We start from the raw sequence: 8,114 nt of genomic DNA, 5'->3' as shown, positions 1-8,114 counted from the left end.
CAAGTTCAACGCGCCGGTGGTGGGCCGCATGGGCGTGACCGCGCGCTACGACGTGCTCGCGGACGGCAAGAACGGCGGCGGCGGTGGTGGCATCGCGCTCAACGGCAACGGCATGGATCCGTACAACGGCTTCGGCATTGGTTCGGAGTGCCTCGCGACTTCGCAGGCCAACGGCGGCCATGGCTTCGAATGCCACGGCGCGACACGTCAGGATGTGGCGCTCGATCTGCTGTTCTATCCGACGCAGCAGATCACCGTGAAGGTCGAATACCGTCACGACTGGGCCACGCAGAAGGTGTTCCTGCGCGACGACGGCTCGTACAGCAAGAGCAACGACCTGCTGGGCGCGCAGTTCATCTACGCGTTCTGATGGAAAACGCAGGCGCCTCAATCCGCCGGCGGTAGCCGCGCCGCTTCGATCCGCCCGCGCAGCAATGGCGTGGCGAAGTCGAGGAACGCGCGCAGCTTGAGCGGTAGCGGCGCCTGCCCGCCGTGCACGAGGCTGACGGGCCACGGCGGCGGCTCGAACGCATCGAGCACCACCGCGAGCCGCTTCTCGCGCACCGCCTGTGCGACCTGATACGACAAGACGCGCGTGAGCCCCACGCCCTGCAGCGCGGCATCGATCGCGGCCTCGGCGGTGTTCACGGCGAGCCGCGCGTACACCGACTGCACCACGTCGCTCTTGCCAGCACGGAACGTCCACGTGCGCCCCTCGACGCCATCGAACGTCACGCAGTGGTGGCTCGCCAGGTCGCGCGGCGCGGCGGGCACACCATGCGCGGCCAGATACGCGGGGCTCGCGCACACCACGCGGCGGATCGTGCCCACGCCCACCGCCACGAGCGCGCTATCGGGCAGCGCGCCGATGCGCACGGCAGCTTCCACGTGTTCTTCCATCAGATTGACGACCCGATCCGCGAGCAGGAGACGCACGTCGATCTCGGGATACTGCGCGAGGAATGCATTGACGACCGGCAGCACATGCAGCCGCCCGAACACCACGGGCGCCGTGAGTGCAAGCGTGCCTCTGGGCGTGGTGTATTCGCCGGTTGCCGCGCGCTCGGCCTCGCCCACTTCCTCGAGGATGCGCCGGCAGGCCGCCACGTAGGAGGCTCCCGCCTCGGTCAGCGCGAGCTGGCGCGTGGTGCGCTTGACGAGCCGTGTTTTGAGATGCGCCTCGAGCTCGTTGACTTTCCGGCTAACCGTGGCGAGCGGCATGTTCAGGCGCCGCGCCGCCGCTGAAAGACTGCCCGCCTCGACCACGGCGACGAGCACGAACATCGCATCGAGCCGGTCCATGATGTTCTCGCCATTTGGAAGGATGAGAACGAATATTGCCGGATCCGCTTCGGGTGTGGAAGCACGGTGAACTTATGAGGCCACTTGGGCGCCGCAGAATGTCGTGCCCACTCCAGTGCCTCGGTCGCGTAAGCGCTGACTAGATTATTTGCCGAGTGGCCGTCGATCAGGTTGCTCACCCGCGCTTCGGCCCGCGTTCCTCGCGCGTGCCCCTCTCTTGTTCGTGCCGCGGAGGGCGGCTTCTCGAGCATGACGCCCATTAAATGACAAAGCCCAAGTGGGGAACCTGGGCTTTGTCAACCTTCTGCCGGCAAACAATGTTTGCCGGCTTTTCGGGTCAGCGACCCCGGCTAAAGCTTAGCTAGCCGCCGCCGGCGCGGCTTGCGGCGTGATCACGAGGTTCAGGCCGTTTGCCTTCGTGATCGTCAGGGTCACCGCCGACGGCGTCTTGCTGGCGCCAGCGCCTGCGGTCACAACTTGCAGATTCGACAGTTCTTCACGTTGAAGCAGTTGCATGAGCAACCTCCATGGGTTCGTGCGTGGGTTTAAGGAATGCTCCCCAAATAGGGAGCGGCGTCCAGCTTAGGCCAAGCCTTCCCCCAAAAGCCTGTCTCCATTTCAAGATTCGTGAATAATCGTTGACATTTGACGCGCATCAGCCCGTGATCGCGAAACGACCGCGCCGGTACTCGGCGAAGCTGGAGAAATTGCCAATAGCACGATCGTTCTATTTTATGTACGCTAGGACTTTTCTCACACGCGAGGCCGCCTGCCATGTCGCTGATCTTCTCCCGCCGCGACCTGAATTTCCTGCTCTACGAATGGCTCGACGTCGAACGTCTCACGCGCATTGCGCGCTACGCCGACCACTCGCGCGACACCTTCGACGCGGCGCTCGATACCTGCGAGAAGATCGCCACTGACCTGTTCGCGCCGCACAACAAGAAGAACGACCAGCACGAGCCGCATTTCGACGGCGAGACCGTCACCATCATCCCCGAGGTGAAGACCGCGCTGAAGGCGTTCTGCGAGGCGGGCCTGATGGCCGCGGGCCAGGACTACGAGTACGGCGGCATGCAGTTGCCGCTCGTGGTCGAGAAAGCGGGTTTCGCGTGGTTCAAGGCCGCGAACGTGGGCACGAGCGCCTATCCGTTCCTCACCATCGGCAACGCGAACCTGTTGCTCGCTCACGGCAGCCCGAAGCAGATCGACACCTTCGTGAAGCCCGAGCTCGAAGGCCGCTACTTCGGCACGATGTGTCTCTCGGAGCCGCAGGCGGGCTCGTCGCTCTCGGATGTGGCCACGCGCGCCGACTTCGAATGCGACTCGCCGGTCGGCGCGCAATATCGCCTGCGCGGCAACAAGATGTGGATCTCGGGCGGCGAGCACGAGCTCTCCGAGAACATCGTCCACCTCGTGCTCGCGAAGATTCCCGGCCCGGACGGCAAGCTCATTGCTGGTGTGAAGGGCCTGTCGCTCTTCATCGTGCCGAAATACCTCGTGAACGAGGACGGTTCGCGCGGCGAGCACAACGACGTCGTGCTCGCGGGCCTCAATCACAAGATGGGCTATCGCGGCACGACCAACTGCCTGCTCAACTTCGGCGAGGGCACGAAATACGCGCCGGGCGGCCAGGCGGGCGCCATCGGCTATCTCGTGGGCGAACCGCATAAGGGCCTCGCCTGCATGTTCCATATGATGAACGAGGCGCGCATCGGCGTGGGCCTCGGGGCGACCATGCTCGGCTACACCGGCTATCTGCACGCGCTCGATTACGCGCGCAACCGGCCGCAGGGGCGCAGCGTGGGCGCGGCGGGCAAAGACCCGGCATCGCCGCAAATCAAGCTGGTTGAGCATGCCGACGTACGCCGCATGCTGCTCGCGCAAAAGAGCTATGTGGAAGGCGCGCTCGCGCTCAATCTCTGGTGTGCGAAGCTCGTGGATGAAGCGCACGCTGTCGAGGACGACGCCGCGCGCGAGCCGCTCACGCTGCTGCTCGACCTGCTCACGCCGATTGCGAAGAGCTGGCCCTCGCAGTGGTGCCTCGCCGCCAACGATCTGGCGATCCAGGTGCACGGCGGGTACGGCTACACGCGCGAGTACAACGTCGAGCAGTTCTACCGCGACAATCGTCTCAATCCGATTCACGAAGGCACGCACGGCATCCAGGGTCTCGACCTGTTGGGCCGCAAGGTCACGATCAAGGATGGCGCGGCGCTGAAGCTGTTCGCGCAGCGCGTCAGGGCCACGCTCGATCGGGCGCGCTCGAACGGCAACACGCAGGACGCCGCGCATGCGCACGCGCTCGAAGCGGCGCTGCGGCGGCTCGTCGACGTGACGCAGACGCTCTGGTCAGCGGGCGACGCCAGCGTCACGCTCGCCAATGCTTCGGTGTACCTGGAAGCGTTCGGCCACGTGGTGGTGGCGTGGATCTGGCTGGAGCAGGCGCTCACGGCGCGCGCGGCACTTTCGGACGCAAGCGGCGACGAGGCCAATTTTTATCGCGGCAAGCTCGCCGCGGCCGAGTACTTCTTCGCGTGGGAGCTGCCGAAGACCAGCCCGCAGTTCGATCTGCTCGCCTCACTCGACCGCACGACGCTCGACATGCAGGATGCGTGGTTCTGACACTGGCGCGCGCGATGTGCATGTAATCCGCATGCTCGGCGCGGGCGGCCCGCAAAGGCCGCCCGCCCACTCACCGCACACCGGGACGCGACATGGATGCGTCAGCGCCGGAACCCACCGTGGAATCCGCCACCAAATCCACCGCCACGGAACCCACCGCCCATGCCATGCGAGCCCCAGCCGCCGCCCGCATGCCTGGAGAGCTGGTTCCACCGCTGAGCGCCGAGATCGCGCGCCTCACTCTGCCGGTCGAGGTCGCCACCCACGTCGCTGCGCGGCTGCACCGACTGCCAGCCGCTCGCCGTGTGCTGCTGCCAGTTGCCGCCATCGGTGTGCCGGTAGACGTTGCCGTCGTGCCCCGCGTAGACATCGCCGTTGTTCCAGGCAAGTGCATTGCCGCGCGACGCATTCGCAACATAGCCCCGGCTCCCGGCTTCGTACTGGCCAGTGTGCGTATTGCCGGTCACGCCGAACTCCGCCGCACCCACGCGCCCGGTGTTCGCGTTAGCACCCGCGACCTGGCGCCCTGCCGCGAAATTGCCATTGGCCTCATTGCCGACGATGCCACCCCGGCCGGCGCCCTCGCGTCCGGTCACGGGATTGTCGAGCGCACCCTGCCGTGCGGCACCATAGTTGCCCGAATAGGGATTGAACGCGGCGCCGGCCGCGCCCCGGTAATGCGCGCCGGTGGCTGGATTGAAGCCTGTGCCGGCGGCGCCGCGCCACTGCGTGCCGGTCCAGGGGTTCCACCCGGAAGCGTGGGTTACCGTGCCCTGGCCCCATCGGCCATAGAAGTTCGCCTGATTGACATTGACGTTGCTCCAGCCGCCCCCGCCCCAATAGCCACCCCAATACGGCCCCCACCAGGGCGATGCGCCGCCCCAGATCGCCCCGGCGGCGAAGCCGAACGCAAAACCCTCGGCGGCGCCCAGCGCGAAGCCTGCGCCATAGCCGTAAGTGGGCGGATAACCGTAATAGACATCACCCATATAGGGCGCATAGGCATAGCCGGTTCCGTAGACGACCGTGCCGTCCGCGCTGACCATCACGCCCATGTAGCCCGGCGTATAGCCCACCACGACGGTCTCGGGCGTGGACGAATAGATGCGCACGTAAGTCACGTAGTAGAGCGGACTGCTCGGCGGCATCGCGTAGATGACCTCGGGCACCGCGGTCGCAACCGCCCACGGGCCGGCGGCGGAGCCGGCAACGAACCACACGCCGTTGTTCACCGCGTAGTAATGCGAAGGATCGACTTCGATCACGGCGCTCGCCGTGTTGACGGCGTAGCTCAATGTCGTGCCCGCGATCGGCTCGAAGCGGGGCGCTCCGTCATAGCTCACCTTCAAGGTGGCCTGCGAGCGCGACACCGTTGCGGTCTGCGGAATCGAGGCAGCGATCGCGGCCTCCTTCGCTTCGGGCGTGTTCGGCACTGAAACGAGCACATTGGCCTTCGGATCCTGCGTCGAGATCCTGGCGAAGTCCGCAGGCAGATCGCTGCCCGGCACCCAGGCCCACGGCCCGCCAGTGGATTGCGCGCGGAACCAGCGCCCCGATATCAGTACGTAGTACGTATTGGTCTGGGGATCAACGAAGACCGCATGGTCCGTATTGGCGAGCGTCAGCAGATTCGTGCCCTGGACCGGGGTGAGCTGCGCGGCACCTTCGGTCACGATCAGCTCCGTGGGCTGTACGGCAACGAGCAACGCGGGCGCCGCTGCGGCCGGCTTGCCGTCGCGGGGCAGCATGGCATCGGCGGGCGTCGTCGCCTCGCTCGTCTGTGCCGCCGCAAGCAGCGCGGCAGGCGGCGACGCCATTGGCTGCCAGGGACCGTCCACCGCCGATGCCGAATACCAGTGACCCGCAGCTTGCGCGTAAAGCGAGCCTTGCGCATCGCGCATGAGCAACGCGCGACTGTTCAGGGCACGCTCGTAAGCCGTCCCGCCGACCGGCCGCCATGCGGGCGCACCGTCGACAAGAACGAGCACGGTGGGCGTCGATGCGAACACGATCCGCGGCACGTCGTTTTTCACCGCCACACTCATCGCGTGCTGGAATCCTTGCGACGCCGCATAGCTCGTCTGCAACTCGTCGAGCGGCACCTGCATGCCTGCGGCAGGCAGATGCGCGACGACCGCTTGCCTGATGCGCTGGGACATGGCCGGGTTCGTCGGCACGTCTACGCTATCGACCTGAATGCGTGTGAGCAGAGCGAGACCGCTTTCCTTGTCGATGTCGGCCATCGCGGAGAAACGCACGACACCGTACGTGGGTGCCCCACTCGTCGCGCCCACCGCAACGCCGGCACGGCCGGCAATGCGATTGCCGCTCCACTGCTCGATCTGCGGCTGGTACATCTCGACGTGCTGTTTGCCTTCGTCGAGGGCGCGCGGCCAGTCAGGCTGCGATGCAGCAGCCGGCAGCGCCTGCGCGGTCGCGTCCGGCAGGTTCCACGCCAGCGCGGTGACGGCAAGCAGTGAGGCCACCACCCGTACCCGCTTTGCCGCCGCAACCCCGATCGCCGCGTGTGCGTTCTTCTTCGACCGATTCACAATCGAGCTCCAAATCATGGTTCACGAAAGATGCATAAAAAGACGCCACGCGGGAGCGATATCGGGCTCCCGCGTGGCGCGGATCAGGGGACGGCAGCGCGAGAGCTGCCGCCTTCCTCATGCATCGAAGGAAACGCTAAGGGCGTTTAGAAGCGGTGGCGGATACCCGTGGTCACGACAACCTGGCTGCGGCTGGTCGAGAACGAATCGGTGCCGTTGATCTGCGCGGCATTCGCGCCGTCCGCATTGTTGGCGCCGATCTGGAAGATGCTGGCCGCGTAGATGTCGGTGCGCTTGGAGAGCGAGTAGTCGGCCATCAGGCTGAACTGGTTCCAGTGAGCCGACCGGTTGTCCGAGATGCCGCTTGCCGGCGTATTGCGCAGACCCTGCGTATAGGTGTAGGCCCCGCCCACGAACAGCGCCGGCGTCAGGTCGTAGCGGGCGTTGATTTCGTAGTTGTTGTAGCGCAACGAGACGTCGTCGAGCCTGTCCTGGAAGCGGCTCTGCGTGAACACGAGACCGACCAGCGCCGGCCCGATCGCGTAGTTCGCACCGACACCCCAGGTGCGCTGGGTCTGCATGCCGGCCACGTTGTCGAGCACCGCCGAATTCTGGATCGCGCCATTGGGGTTACTCGGATCGAAGCCGCCCAGATTGTTCGCCTGGGCCTGGAGATAGGCCGCGGCGACCTGCAAGGCACCATTCTTGTAACCGGTGCCCACGCTATAGGCGCGATTGTCCGCAAAGCCACCGGCCTTGTTCGAGAAACCATACAAGCCGCTGAACGAGAAGCCTGCGTAGTTCGCGCTCTGGTACTTGACCGCGTTGCTGATGCTGAACGTGCCGTTCAGGTTGTCGTTGTCGCCCGGGTGCGCGAAGTAGGTTCCGCCCCACGAGCCCGTGGCCGAGATCGGCCCGAGGTAGTCGACCATCGAGTCATACTGGCGACCGAGCGTCAGCGTGCCGTAGTCGTTGCTCGACAGCCCGACATACGCCTGGCGATTGAAGAGCGAATTGCTGGAGGTACGGCCATTGTTCACGTTAAAGCCGCTCTCGAGGGTGAAGACGGTTTTCAATCCGCCACCGAGATCTTCCGCGCCGCGCAGGCCCCAGCGGCTCTGCTGGATGTTGCCGCTCGTCATGCCGAACATGGCCTTGCCGTTCGACAGACCATTGGCGGTCACCGAGGAGCTCGTGCTGGCTTCATTGCTGACATAGGTCAAGCCCGCATCGACGATGCCGTAAAGCGTCACGCTGCTCTGGGCATGCGCCCCAGCCGCCATGGCAGCGGATGCAGCCGCAAAAATCAAAGTCTTCTTTTTCATCGTTCGTTCCGTACAGAGCCTGATAGTTGATCTGGAAATGCCACATTGCGCGGGCAGCCTTTTCCGACATCCCGCTACGGATACGGCTTCAGACAGGCGAGGCTGCTCATGCACGGATGAAATATAAAGACCGGCTGACCTTCGGACCACATAGAAGCATGAATAGAAAATTCCACTTTTTTAAATAGTGAAATTTAATCATTTAAATTCAATTACATACGATTAAATAAAGATAACTATCTCGATTTAATTATAAATGCGGAGATATTTTGTTGCGGCGCCGCAACATTCAACAATATCTTGATAATTA

At 64.5% G+C, this 8,114-nt stretch carries 6 protein-coding genes; 2 read left to right on the top strand and 4 right to left on the bottom strand.

Going from position 1 to position 8,114, the window contains the following annotated elements; genetic code table 11:
- Positions 1 to 370 (top strand): DUF3138 family protein (locus EYW47_RS34605; RefSeq protein ID WP_133199307.1); only part of this gene is annotated, 370 nt, incomplete at its 5' end.
- A gap of 17 nt (positions 371 to 387) precedes the next feature.
- Here EYW47_RS34605 and EYW47_RS34600 read toward each other — a convergent pair.
- Complete coding sequence (locus EYW47_RS34600; protein ID WP_133199306.1) at positions 388 to 1,302, bottom strand: LysR family transcriptional regulator; 915 nt, start codon at positions 1,300 to 1,302, stop codon at positions 388 to 390.
- A 357-nt stretch (positions 1,303 to 1,659) separates the two neighbouring features.
- The gene (locus tag EYW47_RS41125) at positions 1,660 to 1,818 is read right to left on the bottom strand and encodes a hypothetical protein (RefSeq protein ID WP_165976759.1); all 159 of its coding nucleotides are present in this window, start codon (positions 1,816 to 1,818) and stop codon (positions 1,660 to 1,662) included.
- Between the two features lie 258 nt (positions 1,819 to 2,076).
- On the opposite strand from EYW47_RS41125, the gene EYW47_RS34595 reads away from it, so the two are divergent.
- The gene (locus EYW47_RS34595; RefSeq protein ID WP_133199305.1) at positions 2,077 to 3,927 is read left to right on the top strand and encodes an acyl-CoA dehydrogenase; all 1,851 of its coding nucleotides are present in this window, start codon (positions 2,077 to 2,079) and stop codon (positions 3,925 to 3,927) included.
- A 101-nt stretch (positions 3,928 to 4,028) separates the two neighbouring features.
- On the opposite strand, the gene EYW47_RS34590 is transcribed toward EYW47_RS34595, so the two are convergent.
- Complete coding sequence (locus tag EYW47_RS34590) at positions 4,029 to 6,446, bottom strand: carbohydrate-binding family V/XII (protein ID WP_133199316.1); 2,418 nt, start codon at positions 6,444 to 6,446, stop codon at positions 4,029 to 4,031.
- Between the two features lie 179 nt (positions 6,447 to 6,625).
- On the bottom strand, positions 6,626 to 7,804 hold the full coding sequence (locus tag EYW47_RS34585) for a porin (RefSeq protein WP_133199304.1): 1,179 nt from the start codon (positions 7,802 to 7,804) through the stop codon (positions 6,626 to 6,628).
- Positions 7,805 to 8,114: the final 310 nt, after the last annotated feature.

The organism is Paraburkholderia silviterrae, from assembly GCF_004353915.1.
Taxonomy (GTDB): domain Bacteria; phylum Pseudomonadota; class Gammaproteobacteria; order Burkholderiales; family Burkholderiaceae; genus Paraburkholderia; species Paraburkholderia silviterrae.
This window is presented reverse-complemented; position numbering and strand designations above follow the sequence as displayed.

What these genes read in the sequence shown, in the direction of transcription:
- EYW47_RS34600 (WP_133199306.1), bottom strand. Translation starts at nt 1,302, where the DNA reads ATGGACCGGCTCGATGCGATGTTCGTGCTCGTCGCCGTGGTCGAGGCG.
- EYW47_RS41125 (WP_165976759.1), bottom strand. Translation starts at nt 1,818, where the DNA reads ATGCAACTGCTTCAACGTGAAGAACTGTCGAATCTGCAAGTTGTGACC.
- EYW47_RS34595 (WP_133199305.1), top strand. Translation starts at nt 2,077, where the DNA reads ATGTCGCTGATCTTCTCCCGCCGCGACCTGAATTTCCTGCTCTACGAA.
- EYW47_RS34585 (WP_133199304.1), bottom strand. Translation starts at nt 7,804, where the DNA reads ATGAAAAAGAAGACTTTGATTTTTGCGGCTGCATCCGCTGCCATGGCG.